At 73.0% G+C, this 16,920-nt stretch carries 18 protein-coding genes; 4 read left to right on the forward strand and 14 right to left on the reverse strand.

The features are described from left to right. Positions 1–24 precede the first annotated feature (24 nt). From ACIQ9G_RS31740 to ACIQ9G_RS31805, 14 genes are all read right to left on the reverse strand, one after another. Complete coding sequence (locus ACIQ9G_RS31740; RefSeq protein WP_403616498.1) at positions 25–414, reverse strand: hypothetical protein; 390 nt, start codon at positions 412–414, stop codon at positions 25–27. Further along, entirely contained in the window at positions 414–821 is a 408-nt protein-coding gene (locus ACIQ9G_RS31745; protein WP_403616500.1) for a hypothetical protein, read from the reverse strand. Before ACIQ9G_RS31745 ends, ACIQ9G_RS31740 begins: the two co-directional genes overlap by 1 nt. Continuing rightward, positions 822–1,166, reverse strand: a complete 345-nt coding sequence (locus ACIQ9G_RS31750) for a hypothetical protein (protein ID WP_356194297.1) — start codon at positions 1,164–1,166, stop codon at positions 822–824. It lies immediately after the preceding gene. Then, positions 1,163–2,134: a hypothetical protein gene (locus ACIQ9G_RS31755; RefSeq protein ID WP_403616503.1), complete on the reverse strand. Its 972-nt coding sequence runs from the start codon at positions 2,132–2,134 to the stop codon at positions 1,163–1,165. The genes ACIQ9G_RS31750 and ACIQ9G_RS31755 overlap by 4 nt, the downstream gene beginning before the upstream one ends. Continuing rightward, positions 2,131–2,979, reverse strand: a complete 849-nt coding sequence (locus ACIQ9G_RS31760; protein ID WP_403616505.1) for an alpha/beta fold hydrolase — start codon at positions 2,977–2,979, stop codon at positions 2,131–2,133. Before ACIQ9G_RS31760 ends, ACIQ9G_RS31755 begins: the two co-directional genes overlap by 4 nt. 22 nt (positions 2,980–3,001) lie before the next feature. Continuing rightward, positions 3,002–3,883 carry a beta-ketoacyl synthase N-terminal-like domain-containing protein gene (locus ACIQ9G_RS31765; protein ID WP_403616507.1) on the reverse strand — a complete coding sequence of 294 codons (882 nt, stop codon included), beginning with the start codon at positions 3,881–3,883 and terminating at the stop codon, positions 3,002–3,004. Beyond that, positions 3,880–5,031 (reverse strand): beta-ketoacyl-[acyl-carrier-protein] synthase family protein, encoded by a 1,152-nt coding sequence (locus ACIQ9G_RS31770; RefSeq protein ID WP_403616510.1) that lies wholly within the window; start codon positions 5,029–5,031, stop codon positions 3,880–3,882. Before ACIQ9G_RS31770 ends, ACIQ9G_RS31765 begins: the two co-directional genes overlap by 4 nt. Next, positions 5,028–6,293, reverse strand: a complete 1,266-nt coding sequence (locus tag ACIQ9G_RS31775; protein ID WP_403616512.1) for a beta-ketoacyl-[acyl-carrier-protein] synthase family protein — start codon at positions 6,291–6,293, stop codon at positions 5,028–5,030. Before ACIQ9G_RS31775 ends, ACIQ9G_RS31770 begins: the two co-directional genes overlap by 4 nt. Positions 6,294–6,324: 31 nt before the next feature. Then, on the reverse strand, positions 6,325–6,579 hold the full coding sequence (locus tag ACIQ9G_RS31780) for an acyl carrier protein (protein ID WP_356194314.1): 255 nt from the start codon (positions 6,577–6,579) through the stop codon (positions 6,325–6,327). Between the two features lie 130 nt (positions 6,580–6,709). After that, a complete protein-coding gene (locus ACIQ9G_RS31785) occupies positions 6,710–7,468 on the reverse strand; it encodes a helix-turn-helix domain-containing protein (protein WP_356194317.1) in 759 nt (252 codons plus the stop codon). Then, complete coding sequence (locus ACIQ9G_RS31790; RefSeq protein ID WP_403616516.1) at positions 7,465–8,217, reverse strand: thioesterase II family protein; 753 nt, start codon at positions 8,215–8,217, stop codon at positions 7,465–7,467. The genes ACIQ9G_RS31785 and ACIQ9G_RS31790 overlap by 4 nt, the downstream gene beginning before the upstream one ends. 31 nt (positions 8,218–8,248) lie before the next feature. After that, positions 8,249–9,115: an ACP S-malonyltransferase gene (locus ACIQ9G_RS31795; RefSeq protein ID WP_403616519.1), complete on the reverse strand. Its 867-nt coding sequence runs from the start codon at positions 9,113–9,115 to the stop codon at positions 8,249–8,251. A gap of 285 nt (positions 9,116–9,400) precedes the next feature. Beyond that, the gene (locus ACIQ9G_RS31800; RefSeq protein WP_403616522.1) at positions 9,401–10,192 is read right to left on the reverse strand and encodes a LuxR family transcriptional regulator; all 792 of its coding nucleotides are present in this window, start codon (positions 10,190–10,192) and stop codon (positions 9,401–9,403) included. Between the two features lie 35 nt (positions 10,193–10,227). After that, positions 10,228–11,010, reverse strand: coding sequence for a DNA-binding response regulator (locus tag ACIQ9G_RS31805; RefSeq protein WP_403616524.1), 783 nt, complete (start codon positions 11,008–11,010; stop codon positions 10,228–10,230). Positions 11,011–11,929: 919 nt separating this feature from the next. On the opposite strand from ACIQ9G_RS31805, the gene ACIQ9G_RS31810 reads away from it, so the two are divergent. From ACIQ9G_RS31810 to ACIQ9G_RS31825, 4 genes are all read left to right on the forward strand, one after another. Next, positions 11,930–14,773 (forward strand): alpha/beta fold hydrolase, encoded by a 2,844-nt coding sequence (locus ACIQ9G_RS31810; protein ID WP_403616527.1) that lies wholly within the window; start codon positions 11,930–11,932, stop codon positions 14,771–14,773. 79 nt (positions 14,774–14,852) lie between these two features. Then, on the forward strand, positions 14,853–15,818 hold the full coding sequence (locus ACIQ9G_RS31815; protein WP_403616530.1) for an NAD-dependent epimerase/dehydratase family protein: 966 nt from the start codon (positions 14,853–14,855) through the stop codon (positions 15,816–15,818). Positions 15,819–15,833: 15 nt separating this feature from the next. Next, complete coding sequence (locus tag ACIQ9G_RS31820) at positions 15,834–16,238, forward strand: nuclear transport factor 2 family protein (protein WP_403616532.1); 405 nt, start codon at positions 15,834–15,836, stop codon at positions 16,236–16,238. A 171-nt stretch (positions 16,239–16,409) separates the two neighbouring features. Continuing rightward, positions 16,410–16,877: an NUDIX hydrolase gene (locus tag ACIQ9G_RS31825; protein ID WP_403616534.1), complete on the forward strand. Its 468-nt coding sequence runs from the start codon at positions 16,410–16,412 to the stop codon at positions 16,875–16,877. Positions 16,878–16,920: the final 43 nt, after the last annotated feature.

Genomic DNA, 16,920 nt, shown 5'->3' on the forward strand with positions numbered 1-16,920 from the left:
AATGCGGGTGTGTTTCGGGGGAGTTCAGAGGAAGAAGACCATCCGGTACTCGCCCCAGCGCGCCGCCACCTCGCCCTCCCCGGCGAGTCGGATGCCGGCGAGCGGCGGCCGGGGCGAGTGGAGCGCGGCGAGCGCGGGCCGCTCCACCCAGACGCCGACGCCCGCGTCGAGCAGCGAGCGGAGCCCCTTGCGGGGGTCGGTGAGGGTGTCGACGGTGAGGTTGCCGATGCGCAGGGGCGGCGGCGGGTCGGCGTCCAGGGCGTAGCCGACGGCCTTACCGCGCAGCAGGATGTCCAGGCCGCCGAGCTGGCGGTGCAGTTCGGTGGCGAGGTAGAGCTCGTCGAAGAACTGCTTGTCCAGGGCGCCCCGGTACCCACGCTCCACGATGGCCAGTACACGTTGCTGATGCGGCATCAGATCACCCCGATCAGCAGGGTCTTGCCGGCGGCGGCGACATTGGCGGCGTACCCGGCGGGCGGCCGGAGCACCACCGCCGGCAGGTGCTCGGCCACGCCCCGGTCGTCGCTGCAGAAGCGGCAGCCGTACCAGTGCAGGCGGTCGGGGAACGCGTCGAGCAGTTCCCCGGCCAGACCCGGCAGGGAGCGGTACGTCCGGTTCCACTCGGCGAGGTTGCGCGGCTTGTCGGGACCCTGGGCCCGCTGGGTCAGCAGCGTGGCGTACCCGCAGGTCCACACCTGGACGGTGGCGTCGCGCTCCAGCAGGGCCTGGGTGAGCCGCAGGGCGCTGGTGACCTGGTCCGAGGCGTGGGGCGCGCCCATGAGGGTGATGAGCACATCGGTGTGCGGAATCTGCCTGGCCACCTAGTGCCACACCACCCGGACCGCCGGATCGAGGATCCACCCCGCCACCACGTCCATGCCGACCACGCGCAGCTCGGGCCGCAGGGTCGCGGTGTCCAGCCCGTGCTGGGCCAGCGAGAAGCTGTCGGCCGCGAGGACGCCGCCCTCCTTCTGGAACCGGTCCAGGTCGGCGTCGCTGCCCGGCACCGCGAGCACGACGCCGTCCTGCACCAGGAAGAGCAGGGCGGACTGCCCGGTGAGCACCTGGGTGACCGCGTCGCGCCGGAAACCCGTGTCCCCGGCGGCGCCGGCCTGGCTCTCGACGAGCAGCAGCCGTGGCGTGCCGCTCTCCCAGTCCTCCGTCACGCCCCGGGCGCCTTGCCGTTCAGGGCGTCGAGGACGTGCTGGTCGAAGGTGACCAGCTTCCAGTCGCGGCGGTTCTCGATCCGGGCGTAGCCGTGCACGATGCGCCCGGTGGCGGTCTTCACCAGCTCGCCGTCGCGCAGCACGTACCAGTCCATGCGGGAGGTGTAGGTGAAGTCCTTGAAGACCTCCTCCACCGTGTAGACGGTGTACAGGTCCTCCTCCATCAGCGCCTCGCCGAGGACGCGGATGTCGGAGCGGGGCACGACGGGGATCCAGCGGCGGTCGTCCAGCAGGGTCTTGATGGAGATGCCGCGGTCGGCGACGAAGCGGTCCTTGCCCTCCTCCATCAGCCGCAGGTAGCCGGACATCTGGATGCGCTCGGTGAAGTGGCAGTACGGGTAGGGGATGTTCCACTTCCAGGCGTAGGCGTTGCGTCCCGCGGTGAGCGAGGCGAGGATCTCCTCCTCGGCCGGGGCGGTGGCGCCCGGCTCGCGCTCCAGGTCGTCGCCGAGCACGGCGACGGCGAACCGGGCGAGCGGCTCGGGCACCTCACCGGCCGCTTCCAGGTAGGTGTCCCTGCGCAGCGAGACGCGGACCTTGGACGTGACGGCCTTGTGGATCTCGCCGTCGCGCTCGAACCGGATGGTGACCTTGAACCCGATGGTCGCGTCCTCGTCCTTGGTCCACGGCACGACCTCGGCCTCGGCGACGTCGTCCATGTGGAAGGCGTGCAGGATGCGGGTGTCGAGGGACACCAGGTCCAGGCCGAGGCCGTGCTCCTCGTAGAGGGCGCGGGCCGGCAGTCCGGCCTGGCGGAAGTGGTCCAGGACGGCTTCCTCGACGAGGTAGTTGACGTGCTTGAAGCCGATCCAGGTGCAGATGTTGGAGCCCTCGTAGCGGGGGCGCACCTGCGTGGTGGTGGCGGTGGTCAGCAGCGCCTTGACGGCGGTGTCCGTGACGAGGGTCATCGCTGGGGCTCCAGGGCGTCGAGAGGGGCGGCTCCCCGCTGCAGCGGGAGGCTCAGGGTCGAGTGGACGAAACTGCTCAGCTCGGCGGCGAAGTCCTCGGCCGCGTCGAGCATCGGGAAGTGCCCGCAGCCGGGCAGGACGCGGGCCGTGGCGTCGGGGAGCGCGCCGGCGAGCGCCAGGCCCTCCTCGGGCCGGGCGGCGAAGTCGGTCTCCCCGGCCAGCACCAGCGTGGGCACGGTGACGCGGCCGGTGTCCAGGGCGGGGGTGCGCAGATAGAGGTCGAAGAAGCGGAGCCATCCGTAGGGACCGACCCGGTCGCGCACCCGCAGGGCCATGGCGCGCTGGACGTCCTCGGGGAACCGGCCGCCGGAGTGGGCGCGGATCCCTTCCTCCATGATCAGGTGGAAGTCGTTGAGGTAGTAGCTGATGGTGCTCCAGTCGAACTCCTCGGCGCCGGAGCGATAGAAGGGCGACACCAGCACCAGGGCGCGGATGCCGAACCGGCGCAGCGCGTCGACGCCGCCCCGCTGCTTCTGGTCGAGCAGGTCCAGCAGCACGTTGGCCGCCATGGAGTGGGCGACCACCACCTCGGGTCCGTCGGGCACGGCCGCCAGCGCCTGGGCGAGCCAGCCGCGGAGGTTGGGCTGCGCGTCCCAGTCGGCGATGGTCTCGGTGCGCCAGGGCAGCCGGGCGGTCCACAGCTGGTAGGTGTCCGGCAGCAGCGGCAGGGTGCGTTCCCAGACGCTGTCGGCGGCGGCGAGGCCGTGCAGCAGCAGGACCCGGGGTCCGCTGCCTTCGGTGCGCTGTTCCACGGAGACGGGCCGCAGGTCGATGTGCGTGTTCACCGGGATGTCCTCCTCATGGCGGTCAGGCCGCCTCGGGGGCGAGCAGCAGCAGGCCCGCGCCGGCGTCGTGGCCGGGGCCGCCCGCCACCGCGCGCACCGGTTCGCGCCGGCCGGCGTCGAACCAGCCGACGGCGGCGGCGATCTGGAGCACCCCGTGGGCGCCGGAGGCGCTGCCGAGGTGCGCGGGCAGCTCCCAGCCGGGGGCCGTGCCGCCCGGCTCGTCCGCTCCCCTGCGGTACGGGCCGAGCACGGCGCGGACGGTGGCGGAGCGTTCGGCGGCCGCGGTGCGGGACTCCAGGACGAGCGCGGCTCCGCCGTCGACGGCGCGTGCGCCGCCGAGCAGGCGGCGCACGACCTCGTTGTCGGGTTCGACGCCGAGCACCAGGAACCGCTCGGCCCGGCCCGCCCCGATCATCGTGGCGGCCCAGTGCACGGCGTCCAGGCCGGAGGTCTCGCCGTTGCAGACCATCAGGTTGGGGCCGCGCAGCCCGTAGCGGATGGCCGCCGAGGAGGCGATGACGTTGCTGGAGGCGTTGGGCAGGTCCATCGGGCTGGTGGCGGTGACGGTCTCCTCGCGGATGGTGTCGAGGGCCCGGGCCACCGTGTCCAGGTTGCCGAAGTTGGAGCTGGCGACGATGCCGGTGCTGGCGGCGGGCACGGTCAGGCCGTCCGCGCCGAGCAGCCCGGCGTCGCGCAGCGCGGCGGCGGTCAGGGCGTAGCCGAGCTGGGTGGCCCGGTCCTTGTAGCGCAGCCCCTTGCGGCCGACGTGGTCGGCCGGTTCGACGGCCGCGCCGCCGGGGGCTGGTCCGTCGGCCAGGGCCCGCACGGTGTCGGCGCCCGGCAGCAGCACGGCGGCGCCGGAGACCACCACGGCGGCGGGGGCGGTCGCTGGTGTCAGTGTCATCGGGGACCCTCCACAATGGCCACGGCGTTGATGCCGCCGAATCCGAAGGCGTTGAGCTGGGCCACTCCGAGCTCGCGCCCGGACGCGGCCTCGCCGGTGACGAAGCGGAACGGCGCGGCCTCCTCCACCGGGTCGTCCAGGCCCACGGTCGGCGGGACGCGCCCCTCCTGCAGGGCGCGGATGCCGACGATCAGGTTGAGCAGCCCGGAGGCGCCGGAGGTGTGGCCGGTCATGGACTTCACGGCGGTCATCAGCGGGACGGAGGCGTCGTCGCCGAGCACCTCGCGCAGGGCCGCGGCCTCGGCCTCGTCGTTGAGCAGGGTGCCGGTGCCGTGCAGCATCACCAGGTCGATGTCGGACGGCTTGACGCCGGCGAGCCGGTGGGCGGCGCGCATGGCCTCGGCGATGCCGTCCGGGGAGGGCGCGGTGACGTGGTACGCGTCGCAGTTGACGGCGACGCCGCGCAGCCGTCCGTAGACCTGCGGGGCGCCCTCGTCGGTGCGGCGCAGGACGACGGCGGCGGCGCCGTCGCCCATCAGCACGCCGGTGCGGTTGCGGTCGAAGGGCCGTACCCGGTCCGGGGGTTGCGGGTGGACGCGTTCGAGCAGCCCGTACATCGACTCGGTCAGCACGTCGACGCCGGCGACGATCACCGTGTCGGGGGCGCCGTCGCCCTGCTGGTCGAGCAGGTCGGAGGCGAGGGCCAGGGCGTACAGCGAGGCGGAGCAGGCGTTGGAGAAGGTGTGGGTGACGTCGGCGTTGAAGCGTTCGCGCAGCCCGGTGCCGAAGTGCAGCCCGGAGTCGGCGAACGGGGAACCGTCGCGCCACCACAGCTCCATCGAGCGCAGCTCGCGCAGCCCGGTGCCGACCAGGACGGGGATGCCGCTGAGGTCGTCGCCGAGGCCGGCGTCGGCGGCGGCCTGCCCGACCGCGTCGAGCAGCAGCCGGGTGGCGCGTCCGGGTACGTCCTGGCCGGGCACCGGCCGGTCGTCGACCTCGTAGGCGTGCTGGGCGCGGAACCGGCTGCGGTCGAAGCCGCGCAGCCCGGCGCGGCCGCTGGTGCCGCGGCACAGGGCGTCGAAGAGCTCGCCGACGCCGGAGCCGGTGGCGGCGACGGCCCCCATGCCGATGACGGGACGGTTCGTCATGACGCCTCCCGGGTCGCGTCGTACCGGCCGAGCAGGACCGCCGCGTTGTTGCCGCCGAACGCCAGACCGTTGTTCTGGACGATCCTCAGGTCGGCCTCGACGGCCTGGTTCGGCACGCAGTCCACGTCGCACTCGGGGTCGGTGGTGACGTGGTTGATGGTGGGCGGGATGAACCGGTTCTGGATGGCGAGGGCACAGCCGATGGCGCCGAGCGCGCTGGCCGCGCCCATGGTGTGGCCGAGCATCGACTTCATGGAGACGGTCCGCGGGGGCCTGTCTCCGAAGACCTGGCGGATGGCGCCCGCCTCGGTGATGTCGTTGGCCCTGGTGCCGGTGCCGTGGGCGGAGATGAGGTCCACCTCGTGCGGGGCGACGCCGGCGTTGTCCAGGGCGAGCCGCATGAGGTCGGCGACGCTGTCCTGGTCGGGTGCCACCTGGTGGTGGGCGTCGCAGTTGAGGCCGTAGCCGAGGACCTCGGCGTAGATGGTGGCGCCGCGCTCCAGGGCGGAGTCCAGCCGCTCCAGGACGAGAACGCCGGCGCCCTCTCCGGTGAGGATGCCCTTGCGGTCGACGTCGAAGGGCTGGCAGCGGTCCGGGGCGATGGTGCCGAGGCGGTAGAAGCCGGTGAACGTCTTGCGGCACATGGCGTCGGCGCCGCCGCAGAAGGCGAAGTCCGCCTCGCCGGAGCTGACGGCGTCGAAGCCGTAGCCGATGGCGTAGTTCCCCGCCGAGCAGGCGGTGGGGATGGTGAGCGCCTCCACGTCGCTCAGGCCCAGTTCCTGGGCGATGGCCACCGACAGCCGCCCGGCCGGCACCCGCCGGGCGGCCGTGGGGTCGAACGAGCCGGTGCCGTGGGCGAGTTCGCTCTCGACCAGCTGGTCGAGGTCGTGGCTCTCGCCGTCGGTGGTGCCGATGGAGATCAGCCCGCGCCGGGCGCGCAGCCAGGTCAGGTCGAGTCCGGAGTCCTCCAGGGCCATCCGGGCAGCCGCCGTCGAGAACTGCGCGGCCCGGCCGAGCTGTTCCACGTCGAGCGTGCTGATCCAGTCCCGCGGGTCGAAGTCCGTGATCTCGCACCCGTTCGCGTGGGCGAAGCCCTCGGTGTCGAACACCGTGATGGGCCGGGCACCGCTGCGGCCTTCGCGGAGTCCCTGGAGGAACTCCTTCGCGCCGAGTCCGATGCCGGAGACCACCCCGAGTCCGGTGAGGACCACCCGGTGCCGCTCCGGCCGTCCGTGGCCGGGGCCGCTCACTGCCGTCGTCATGCCAACCTCCCAGTCCGCGCGAGCGGTCCGACTACCAGCCCGCCGGCTCCGCGACGACCTCGTAGACGCCCTTGAGGTTCACCATGCGCGGCAGCTCGCTCTGGTTGATGACGACGCCGAACTCCTTCTCCAGGGCGGCGAGAATCTCGATGGCGCGCAGCGAGTCGGCGTTGTGGTCCTCCTTGAACAGGCTGACCTCGGTGACCTCGTCCTCCTCTATCTCGAGAATGTCGCAGACGATTTCCTTGATGGTTTCCAGACGCTCGTCGCGCGTGAGAGTGGACACGCTTTTCCCCTTTTTCGAATCGGCCGCCGCGGATTCGCGGACGGCGCTCTGCAATCGCCTTTGAATGGTGCGGGTGTTGCTTCCCCGGAGACAATGGCGGCTGCAACAACCTGCCATGCGCCGGTGGTTCTCAGGAGCCGGCCGGGCGCATTTCCTCGCGCAGCCGCAGCAACGCGTCGGCGAGGCCCGCCAGCGCGTCGAACATGGCGCCGCCGAGCGGGCGCGTGGGCGCCTCGGGCATCCGCGCGGCGGGCCCGGTCAGGGCGAGGGCCGCGGCGATCCGCCCGTCCCGGGTGCACACGGGGACGGCGTAGGAGACGCTGCCGGGCGGCACGGCGTCGGGCCCGTAGGCCCAGCCGCGGCGGCGTACGACGGTGAGCTGGGCGGCGGTGAACCGCGCGGACTGCAGGCCCTGGTACAGCTCGTCGGGTTCCGCCCAGGCCAGCAGCACCTGGGCGATCGGGCCGGCGGAGGCGGGCCGGATCGCGCCGACGGGCACCGCGCCGGGCCGGCCGGCCGGGTCCGCGGCGGCGGCGACGCAGATCTGCAGGCCGTCGCGGCGGCGGTAGAGCCGGGCGTCCAGGCCGGTACGTGCGCGCAGTTCGGCGAGTACGGGTCCGGCTGCCCCGGCCAGCCGGTCGTGGTGGACGCCGATGGCGGCGGCGTCGAGCCGGGGTCCGAGCACCCAGCGGCCGTGCCGGTCGCGGGTGAGCAGCCCGAGCCGCTCCAGGGCGAGGGCGATGCGGTGCACGGTCGGCCGGGGCAGGCCGCTGAACGAGACGAGGTCGCCGAGGGTGGCAGGGCCGCCCTCAACGATGTCGAGCAGCGCCGCCGCCTTGTCGAGTACGCCCACCCCGCTGGTCTGCCCGGGCCGGGTCGCGGTGCTCACCACTGCGGTGCCAGCCGTGCGCGGATGTCCGCGACCAGGGCGTCGCGCTGGTCCACCAGGTAGAAGTGGCCGCCGGGCAGCACCTTCAGGTCGAAGCCGCGGGGTGCGAGGCCCGCCCAGGCGGCGACCTCGTCCGCCCGGATGTCCGGGTCGCCCTCGCCGACGTAACCGGTCACCGGGCAGTCGAGCGGGAGACCGGGCCGGGCGGTGTAGCGGGCGACGGCGGTGAAGTCGGCGCGGATCGCGGGGAGCACCAGCTCGCGCAGGTCCGGGTCGGCGAGGAGCGCGGCGTCGGTGCCGCCCAGCCGGCCGACCTCGGCGATGAGCGCATCGTCGTCGGCGAGCGCGGCGGTGCGCGGGGTCAGCAGGTGCGGCGGCTTGCGGCAGGAGACCATCAGCAGGGCCGGGGCGGTGTGGTGGCGTGCCTGGAGCCGCAGGGCGAGCTCGTATCCGATGGAGGCGCCCATGCTGTGGCCGAAGACGGCCAGCGGGACGTCCAGGTAGGGCGACAGCTCGTCGGCGAGGGCGTCGGCGACGTCCTCGACGCGGGTGAAGGGCTCCTCGGCGATGCGTTCCTGCCGGCCGGGATAGCGGACGGCGAGCACCTCCACGTCGTCGCCGAAGGCGTGCCCCCAGCTGTGGAAGAAGCCGGCCGAGCCGCCGGCGTGCGGGAGGCAGAGCAGGCGCAGCCGGGGCGGCGCGGGGCCGGCGTACCGGCGCAGCCAGATGCTTTTGGTGCCAAGTGCCATGGTGGGTGGTCTCCTGACGGCGTGGAAATGGTCAGTCCAGGGCGCCCGGCCCGTCCAGCGACACGACCTCGGTGTCCGGGGAGATCCGGCGGACCAGCCCGGCCAGGGTGCGGCCGGGGCCGAGTTCGACGAGGCGGCGGCAGCCGAGCGGGCCGACGAGGGTGCGCACGCTCTGCTCCCAGAGCACCGGGGAGGTGAGCTGGCGGGTGCCGAGGTCGGGCCAGTCGCAGTCGCCGGCGTGGGCCTCGGCGTCCACGTTGGCCACGACCGGCAGGTGAGCCGGCGCGAAGGCGGTGTCCTTCAGGGCGGCGCGCAGGGCGTCGGCGGCGGGGGCCATGTACGGGCTGTGGAAGGCGCCGCCGACCTGGAGCCGGATCAGCTTGGCGCCGATGGAGGGCGCCTCGCCGGCGAGCCGGTCGATGGCCTCGACGGCGCCGGACACCACGGTCTGGCCTGGGGCGTTGACGTTGGCGACCCATACCTCGCAGCCGTCCGCCCGCATCCGCCCGGTCAGGGCGGTCACCTCCGCGAGCGGCGCGGCGACGAGGACGCCCATGGTGCCCTCCTTGGCCTCGGCGGCCCTGCGCATGGCCCGGCCGCGGGCGGCGACCAGCGCGGCCGCGGCGGGCACGGTGAGCGCCCCGGCGGCGACGAGGGCGGCGTACTCGCCCAGGCTGTGCCCGGCGCAGGCGGCGGCCCGGCCGCCGAGCGCGTCCCGGCGCACCGCCTCGGCGTGGGCGATCACCGAGACGGTGAAGACGGCGAGCTGCGCCAGGTCGGTACGGCGCAGCCGTTCGCCGGGGGTGCGCAGCAGGAGTTCGGGGAGGTCCTCCCCGGTCACCTCGGAGATGTCCCGGGTGAGTTCCCAGGACGGGGTGTTCCGCCAGGGTTCACCCATGGCCTCTTTCTGCGTTCCCTGACCGGGAAACAGCAGGGCAATCGGCATGCGACTCATGGTCCCGCCTTCCGCGCGAATTCACCGGGGAGGGGCGGGGACCCGTGCGGGTATGGAGGCGCACGGGTCCCCGCTCACCGGCGGCACAGGGAGCGGGGGATTCTCGGAAGCCGCCGGGGAAGGAATTCCGTAATGCCCCTCCGGGGCGAATCCCTTTCCTCGGGCTCCATACAACTGCCGGTGCGCGGGGGCGGCAACAAAAGTTTCAGGAAGCTGCCAGTGCGCCGGTCACGGACGGCGGGAGGATGCCCCGCCGGGCGGGGCGGCGGGCGGCAGCAGGCCCAGTTCCGCGGCCCTGACTCCGGCCTGGAAGCGGGAGTTGGCGCCGAGCAGCGCCATGATCTCGGCGACGTGGCGCCGGTAGGTGCGGACGGACACGGCGAGGTCGCGGGCGGCGACCTCGTCGGTGACGCCGGCCCAGAGCGCGCCGAGGATCTGGCGGGCCAGGGCGCCGCGGTCCCGGTTGCCGAAGACGATGCGCTCGCCCGCCGGGACGGCGTTGCGCCAGACGTTCTCGAACAGGGTGCGCAGGGTGTGCATCAGCTCCGGCGCCCGGATCACCGAGGCGCGGCGGCCCACGGCGGACTCGGCGACGACGAGTGCGACGGTTCCGTCGACCATGAGCGCCTGCAGGGGCGGCACCCGCGCGATGCGGATGGCCACGGGTCTCTCCAGGGCCAGTTGTTCGTGGACGAAGTCCTCGTCGACCAGGGCGGGGCTGGTCAGCAACCGGGCCGAGACCGACTCGGCGGCACGGTAGATCAGCTGGCGCTCGGTCTGTTCGCCGCGGTCGGGTTCCTCCTCGGAGCCCGGCATCCGGGCGTGCACGATGTCGATGGTCCTTCTCGCCCCCGTGATGAACTCCTCCGCCAGCGCGAGCACTTCCCGGTAGCCGCCGTCGACCACGGTGATCTGCTGTTCCTGGAGGCTGCGGTCGCGGTGGATGGCCACCGTCGACTCGATCAGGTTCTGCACCTGCAGGAGCGCCTGCTCCAACTCGTCCTCAGGCCCGTTGGGCACCTCGTACTCCCCCGTTTCCCCGTTTTTTTGAGCGTCTAGTTCTGTATGAGCCCCAGTTCCACCGCGCGGGCTCCGGCCTGGAAGCGCGAGGTGGCGCCGAGTTCGCGCATGATCTCCGCGACGTGGCGGCGGTAGGTGCGCAGGGACACGTCCAGTTCGCGGGCCGCCGCGTCGTCGGTCCGGCCGGCCCGCAGCCGTTCCAGGATCCTGCGGGTCAGCTCGCTGTGCAGCCGCGGGCTGAGGGCGAGGTGGTCGTCGAGCCGCCGGCAGCGGGACCAGGTGCCGGCGAAGAGCAGTTCCAGCGCGCGCACGGCGGCGGTGTCGGTGACCATGATCGCCTGGGAGCCGCCGTTGCCGGGGACGGCTCGGACCAGGGCCCGGGCCCCGTCCACCACCACGGCGTCCCGCAGCTCCCCCTCGGAGCAGCGGATCTCGAAGCGGGAGCCGGGGGCCGCGCCGAGCCGGGCGAGGGAGCAGTCCGCGACCGTGGTCGCGCACAGCACCCGGACCACCGGCCCCGGTTCCCGCTCGGCCAGCAGTTCCTTCACCGTGTCGCTGAACTCGTCGGCCGAGGACAGGGCGATGCAGACCGAGTGACGCGCGTCGACCAGCAGCTGGGCGACGGTCTCGCGGAGCGCGGTGACGCTGGTGTGCGTCCCGTCCGGGCCGCCGGAGGGCCGGTTCCGGTAGAGGGAGACGGTGGACTCGATGAGGGCCCGCGCCTGCAGCAGGGTCTCCTCGACATGCGCGGCATGGGCTCCTGGGGCGAGTTCCTCCGCACCCTCCGCGCCCGATGACTCGATGACAGCACCTGTCACTTGCTCCCCCTTGGTTTCCCGAGACCTGCTCAAGGCCCCCGCACACCCCGTGCCGGCAGCCGACGGACCCCGTCGCCCCCGCACCAAGAACATGAGTCTTAAACTGTTCAATGGAAAAACTCTTCGGCGTGCGGCATCCATGGGGTCGGCTCCGCTCCGACACTAGTTCGCTGGCTCAGAACCAGTCAACGAATCCCGCACCCGGGAAGATCCCGAGAGGCCCTTATTCGCTGTCCCGCTTTTCCCGGCACGGGCGGCTTTTTTCCAGCCACTCTGACAGCAAGCTGCACACGGACTACAGAAGTTGACTTTCCGCTTCCGCTTCCGTCCTGGAGCCCGCCGCCCCCTCGACGACGCATCGTACGTCTGTCCGGTTCCGGCCAACCACCGTTACCCGCACGGCAGTTCGCCCATGCCCGAGCCTACGGTGACTGCGTGACCACAAGCCACACGGGGGCCGCCCGGCACACAATCACGCCACTTCCGGACACCGCAGATTCGGATGTCGAACGGGGGCGACGGAGCGCCGGACGGTACAGCAGGAACGATCATCAGCTACTCGGAGAGACGGAACCGGTGAGCGCGGACCGAATGCGGTCGGCCAATGTTCGCGAGGAGTTCATCGCGCGCGCCACCCTCCCGGGGCGGGTCCCGCACCGGGTATTCCGGCAACCGCCCGGGGGAATTACGGGTGGCCGAGAATGCGGTCCCCGAACCGCGCCCGCAGCGCCGTCCCACGGCATCTGAAACGCCGTCCCGCGGCATCCGAAACGCCGTCCCGCGGCATCCGAAACGCCGTCCCACGGCACCCGAATCCCGCCGTACGGCACGCGAAGCACAGTCGCAGTCACGTCCCTTTCCGCATCCGCCGGCGCGTCCCGCAGACCCGCCGCGCCCCGAAGCCAGGAGACAGCCGACCGTGAACTCCCCCTCCCGCACCGCGCGTTCCCTCGCCGACCTGCTCCTCGACGCCGCCGAGCGGCACCCGTCCTCCGGCGTCCGCCACTGTCTCGGCCCGGCCGACGCGGGCCACCTCGACCTGCCGTATCCGGGGCTCCTCACCGAGGCGGCCCGGCTGCTCACCGGGCTGCGGGCCGAAGGGCTGCGCCCCGGCGACCGCATCGTGCTGATTCTGGAGCGCCCGCAGGAGTTCCTGCCCGCGTTCTGGGCGGCCGTGCTCGGCGGCTTCGTTCCCTGCCCCATGGCGCCGCTGCGCGGCGACCGGGAACGCTGGGGCGCCCAGCTGGCCCATGTGAACGAGCTGCTCGAAGCCCCGCTGGTGGTCGTGACAGAAGCCCTGGCCGCCGAACTCCCGTCGGTGCGGGGTCTGTCGGTGGTGACCGTGGAGAGCCTCGACAGCGCGGAGGAGACCCCCGCGGAGGCGTTCCACCGGGCCGCCCCGGAGGACACCGCCCTGCTCGTGCTGACCTCGGGGTCCACGGGCCACTCCAAGGCGGTCGTCCTCAGTCACGCCAATCTGCTGGCCTCCATGACCGCCAAGAACGGCCACCACCGGCTGACCGCCGCGGACACCACACTGAACTGGGTCTCCTTCGACCATGTGGCCGCCCTGCTGGAGTGCCACCTGCTCCCGCTGTCCACCGGCAGCCGCCAGCTCCACGTGGAGGCACCCGTCGTGCTCGGCGACCCGCTGGAGTTCCTGCGGCTGATCTCCCGGCACGGCGTGACGATGACCTTCACCCCCAACTTCCTGCTCGGTCTGGTCAACGCGGCGGCCGGGCGGCTGCGGGAGACCGGCGAGCGGCTCGACCTGTCCCGGCTGCGGCACATCATCAGCGGCGGCGAGGCCGTCGTGGTCGCCACCGGCGAGGCGTTCCTCGACCGCTTCGCGCCCCACGGGCTGGCCCGGGACGCGCTGTGGCCCGCCTTCGGGATGACGGAGACCTGCGCGGGCAGCGTGTACTCCCGCAAGGCGTTCCCCGAAGCCGACCGGGGCGCCGAGTTCGCCAACCTGGGCACACCGGTCGAGGGCCTGGACATCCGTGTCGCCGGCCCGGACGACCGTCCGCTGCCCGAGGGCGAGGTCGGCGAACTCCAGCTCCGGGGACCCGTGATCACCCGCGGCTACCACAACAACGCGGCGGCCACCCGCGAGGCGTTCACCGCCGACGGCTGGTTCCGCAGCGGCGACCTGGGCCGCCTCGACGGGGGACGGCTGACGCTGGTCGGCCGCAGCAAGGACAGCATCATCGTCAACGGGGTCAACTACTTCAGCCACGACGTGGAGTCCGCCCTGGAACGGCTCGACGGGGTGGCCCGCTCCCATGTCGCGGCCTTCCCCCTCCGCCCGTCCGGCAGCGACACCGAGCAGCTCGTGATCGCCTTCGCCCCCGAACCGGGACTCACCCGCACCACCGGGACCGCCCCGGACGCCGAACCCGGCACCCACGCCGAGGACGCCGCGCTGCACCGGCTGATCACGGCGATCCGCAGCACGGTGGTGATGCACTGGGGCTTCCGTCCCGCGCTCGTGCTGCCGCTGCCCGCGGACGCCTTCCCCAAGACCAGCCTCGGCAAGATCCAGCGCTCGCTGATGCGGCAGCGCCTGGAGTCCGGCGCGTACGACACCGAGCGCCGGGCCGCCGACGAGCTGACCCTGCGAATGCTGGGCGGATACACGGCCCCCGAGGGCGAGACCGAGCGGGTGCTCGCCGGCATCTACGCCGAGCTGTTCGACGCCGACCCCGGCACCGTCAGCGCCACCGCCAACTTCTTCGACCTCGGCGGCACGTCGCTGGACATCCTGCGGCTGCGCGGCAGGGTCGCCGAGCGGCTCGGCGTGCGGGGCCTGGAGGTCGTCACGGTCCTGACCGCGCCCACGGTCCGGGCCCTGGCCGCCCGGCTCGGCGAGCACACCGCGCCCGGCGCCCGCGCGTACGACCCGCTGGTGCCGCTCCAGACCGGCGGCACCAAGACCCCGCTGTTCTGTGTGCACCCCGGGGTCGGCGAAGTCCTGGTCTTCGTCAACCTCGCCAAGTACTTCGTGGGAGACCGCCCGTTCTACGCGCTGCGGGCCCGTGGGTTCAACGAGGGCGAGAAGCCCTTCGCGACCTTCGAGCAGATGGTGGACTGCTATGCGGACGCCATCCAGCGGCGGCAGCCGCACGGGCCGTACGCGGTGGCGGGCTACTCGTACGGCGGCGCGGTCGCCTTCGAGATCGCCAAGGCGCTCCGGGCGCGCGGCGAACGGGTCGACTTCGTCGGCAGCTTCAACCTGCCGCCGCACATCAAGTACCGCATGGAGGAACTGGACTTCGTCGAGACGGCCGCCAACCTGGCCTTCTTCCTCGCCCTGATCGACAAGAAGCAGAGCCTCGAACTCCCCGGCCTGCTGCGCCACCTCCCCCGCGAGGAGCAGATCGCCCGGCTGATCGCACTGGCACCCGCCGGCCGGCTCGCCGAACTCGACTTGGACGCGGCCAGGTTCGCCGCCTGGGCCGAGCTCGCCGACGCGCTCACCGACCTCGGGCGCGGCTACCGGCCCAGCGGATCGGTGCGCTCGATGAGCGTCTTCCACGCCATCCCGCTGCGCGGCACGAAACAGGACTGGCTCGACCACGAACTGCGCCGCTGGGACGAGTTCACCACCGAGCCCAACCGCTACATCGAGGTGCCGGGCGAGCACTACACCCTGATGAGCCCCCGGCACGTGGCGGACTTCCAGGCGATCCTGCGCCGTGAGCTGGACCACCGGCTGGCCGAGGCGGACGCACTCGCGGACCGGCGCGGAGACACCCGATGACCCCGCGGCCCGAGACCGCCGAACCCCACCACGCCGCCGACCCCCACGACGCCGCAGGACGCGAGACCCCGGAGGACCGATGACCCCGTACGAACCGATCACGCCGCAGGCCCCGCCCGCCCCGCGCGGTGCCAGAATCCTGATCACCGGCGGCACCGGTCAGGTCGCGAGACCCGTCGCGGAGGCGCTGGCCGAGCACAACGAGGTGTGGTGCCTGGGCCGTTTCGGCGACCCGGCCGTCGAGCGCGCACTCCAGGACAGGGGCGTCACCACCTGGCGGTGGGACATGGCCGACCCGTCGCCGGACGCGCTGAAGGGCCTGCCGGAGGACTTCACGCACGTGATGCACTCGGCCGTCCGGCGCGGCGAGGACGGCGACTTCAACGCCACCGCGGAGATCAACGCGGTGGCCACCGGCCGTCTGATGAGCCACTGCCGCACCGCCGAGGCGTTCCTGTACGTCTCGACCGGCGCCCTGTACCGGCGGCAGACCCTGGACCACCGGTACACCGAGGACGACCCGGTCGACGGCGCCGCCGACTGGCTGCCCGCCTACCCGATGGGCAAGCTCGCCACCGAGGGAGCGGTGCGCGCCTTCGCCCAGGTGCTGGGCCTGCCCACCACCATCGCCCGCCTCAACATCGCCTACGGGCCCGGCGGTTACGGCGGCGTGCCGATGCTGTACTTCCGCCGGATGCTCGCCGGGGAGCCCATCGCCGTACCGCTGCGGGGGCAGAACTGGTGCTCGCCCCTCCACACCGACGACCTCGTCGACCAGGTCCCGCATCTGTGGCGGGCGGCCGCGGCCCCGGCGACGCTGGTGAACTGGGGCGGTGACGAGGCGGTCGGGGTCACCGACTGCGTCCGGCACATCGAGGCGCTCACCGGCGTGCGGGCCGACCTCGTGCCGAGCGCGGTCACCCGGGAGACCTACCAGTTCGACCCCACCCTGCGCCGCAGCCTCACCGGCCCCTGCCGCATCGGCTGGCGGGACGGCATCGAGCGCACCTTGCGCGCCCTCCACCCGGACCGCCTCGGAGCCTGAGAAAGGACGACCGGCATGGCGACGACCGACCTCAATCTGCAGTTGATCCAGCGCGCCTACCAGGCCTTCCACGCCCGCGACGTGGGCGCGCTGCTGGACACCCTGGACCCGCAGGTCGAGTGGGTGCACCCGGACGGCATGGCCGAGTACGGCCTCGGCGGCACCAAGCGCGGCCACGCGGGCGTCAAGGAGTTCCTCGCCCATGTGCCCACCGTGCTCGGCGGAATGCGCCTGGAGCCGCAGGAGTTCGTGTCCGCCGGCGACCGGGTGGTGGTCTTCGGCGTCCGGGAGGTGACCTCGGTGCGCGGCGCCACGCAGACCCTGCCGTTCATCCACTCCTGGACGCTGCGCGACGGCGTGGCGGTGCGGATGGAGGACGTCTTCGACACGGTCCTGTTCCACCGCCTCATCGAACGCTGACCGGCGCCGCGGGCGGGCGCCGGGCCCTGCCGGGCGCCCCGCGGGTCCGGCCCGCCGTCCCTCGCCGGTTGCCGCTCGCGCCGGCCGTCGTTGGTCAGGGCGGCAGGAGCCGTGTGGTCCGAGACCGTCCGGGAGGGACGAGTGGTGGAGTGGTTGCCCCGCGAGGAATGGGTGAAGACGCAGCCCCAGGCGCTTCTCGCCGCGTGTGTGGTGGTGCTGGACGAAGCGGGCCGCGTCCTGCTCCTGCGCTACGGCCCCGGCCAGCCGGCCGCCGGCGCCTGGTGGCTGCCCGGCGGAATGCTCGACCACGGCGAGGACCCGTGGACCGCTGCCCGGCGGGAGATGCGCGAGGAGACCGGGATCGAGTTGGGGCCCGTGCCCCTGTTGATCGGCGTGAGCCACCGCGTGGACGTCCTCGGCACCGGCCCCGTCCTCGACTGCTTCTTCCACGGCGGCACGCTCCCCGGCGAGTCGGACACGGCCGTCCGGCTCAGCCCCGAGCACGACGGGCACGGCTGGTTCGACCTCGCCGACCTGCCCGGCACCCCGCTCGCCGGCTCCCTGCCGACACTCACGGCCCTGCGTGCGGCCGCCCTGGGCGGAACACCCGTGTGCCTGCGGGAGGGCACCGCGTGGTGAGCCGGGCGAGTCGCCCCCGCCCGACCGCCCCGGCCGGTGGGGC

It is taken from the genome of Streptomyces sp. NPDC096152 (assembly GCF_044763235.1).
Taxonomy (GTDB): domain Bacteria; phylum Actinomycetota; class Actinomycetes; order Streptomycetales; family Streptomycetaceae; genus Streptomyces.

Coding starts and splice junctions, on each gene's coding strand:
- ACIQ9G_RS31740 (WP_403616498.1), bottom strand. CDS start 414: ATGCCGCATCAGCAACGTGTACTGGCCATCGTGGAGCGTGGGTACCGG.
- ACIQ9G_RS31755 (WP_403616503.1), bottom strand. CDS start 2,134: ATGACCCTCGTCACGGACACCGCCGTCAAGGCGCTGCTGACCACCGCC.
- ACIQ9G_RS31765 (WP_403616507.1), bottom strand. CDS start 3,883: ATGACACTGACACCAGCGACCGCCCCCGCCGCCGTGGTGGTCTCCGGC.
- ACIQ9G_RS31770 (WP_403616510.1), bottom strand. CDS start 5,031: ATGACGAACCGTCCCGTCATCGGCATGGGGGCCGTCGCCGCCACCGGC.
- ACIQ9G_RS31775 (WP_403616512.1), bottom strand. CDS start 6,293: ATGACGACGGCAGTGAGCGGCCCCGGCCACGGACGGCCGGAGCGGCAC.
- ACIQ9G_RS31790 (WP_403616516.1), bottom strand. CDS start 8,217: ATGGCACTTGGCACCAAAAGCATCTGGCTGCGCCGGTACGCCGGCCCC.
- ACIQ9G_RS31795 (WP_403616519.1), bottom strand. CDS start 9,115: ATGGGTGAACCCTGGCGGAACACCCCGTCCTGGGAACTCACCCGGGAC.
- ACIQ9G_RS31815 (WP_403616530.1), top strand. CDS start 14,853: ATGACCCCGTACGAACCGATCACGCCGCAGGCCCCGCCCGCCCCGCGC.
- ACIQ9G_RS31820 (WP_403616532.1), top strand. CDS start 15,834: ATGGCGACGACCGACCTCAATCTGCAGTTGATCCAGCGCGCCTACCAG.